This is a genomic window from Duganella sp. GW821-FHT07F09, assembly GCF_059418705.1.
In genome coordinates, this window is record NZ_JBWKQJ010000039.1 from 1 (window position 1) to 1,206 (window position 1,206).

At 55.5% G+C, this 1,206-nt stretch carries 1 protein-coding gene; it reads right to left on the reverse strand.

Annotation, left to right across the window (positions count from 1 at the left end; translation table 11 throughout):
* A partial coding sequence (locus AC07P1_RS33675; protein WP_494699946.1) for an IS110 family RNA-guided transposase occupies nucleotides 1–1,006 on the reverse strand: 1,006 nt, incomplete at its 3' end.
* Between the last annotated feature and the right edge of the window lie 200 nt (nucleotides 1,007–1,206).

The following is a 1,206-nucleotide window of genomic DNA, read 5'->3' on the forward strand; positions in this document are numbered from 1 at the left end:
AGATACCGTCTTGAATAGCAAGCCCTTTCACCAAGTAATTGGAGTCGAAGGGCTTGCCGTTGTGGATCACGCCATAAATCAGATGTGCCAGTTTGTGCATGACGGCCCCGATCACGGCTTTCTTTGCCATTCCAGTTGCTGCCAACCGCTCTGCAAACCGATGCAGTATCGGGTTGTGGCGACGCGCCACCAGACTAGGCATATACAGCGCGGCGCGCATTGAGGTGCTGCCAGTCCGACTGATCACCGTTCGCCCTTTCACCGAGGTACCGGAGCTGCGCTGCCTGGGGGTTACACCAAGAAAGGCGGCAAAAGCCTTCGCGTTGTCAAAGCGGCGGATATCACCCAAGTGGCCCAATATCCTGGCCACGGTCGCCATTCCCACCCCGGGAATGCTGGCAAGTAGATCGGCGTCGCGCTTGAGGTCGGGATGGCGATCAATGTGGTCGCCGATGTCACGTTCCAGCTTCTCGATTTCGGCGCTGAGCCAGGCGATGTGCTGCTTGACATGCTGCGCAACCTCTTCCATCCCACCAATGGACAACGCTTCGAGCCGATTCTCTTCTTGCTGGCGGATATCCTTCAAGGCCTGAACGCGGAGCGACCACGCCCGCAGCTGACGCTGCTCTAGTGGCGGTGGATTCCAAGGCAATGGCTTCATCGCGATGCAGTAGCGTGCAATCAGGCCCGCATCAATGACGTCGTTCTTGTTGCGTATATTTTCGCTGTGGCCAAACCCTTTAATGCAGGCCGGATTCACCACGCTAACCATCAGTCCCGCTTGATGCAGCGCCAACGCCACCGGCTCAGAATAGACGCCTGTCGCTTCCATGCAAACATGCAGCGCCGACAGCGGCACCTTGGATTTGCCGAACCAATCGATCAACGCCTGATGTCCTTGAGCAGAATTCTCAACCACCTTGGCCTTGACCTTACCGTTTATCAGCAAGGCCACATCGAGTTTCTTTTTACTTACATCAATACCTACCGCGCATATCGTATCCATTTTTGACCTTCCTCGTATGCAGGCTTACGCGTTGACGCGATGGCCCAAGATACCGTTCGGACTTATAAAATGAAACAGGCGGAGGCGCCTATCTGACCCACGTGCTCCATGGCACTAAGTCCAATCAGCGTCACTCCGCCTGGCCGCATCTACATCTTCATTATCCAATGGAGATGCGGTACGCTCAATATACGAGGTCC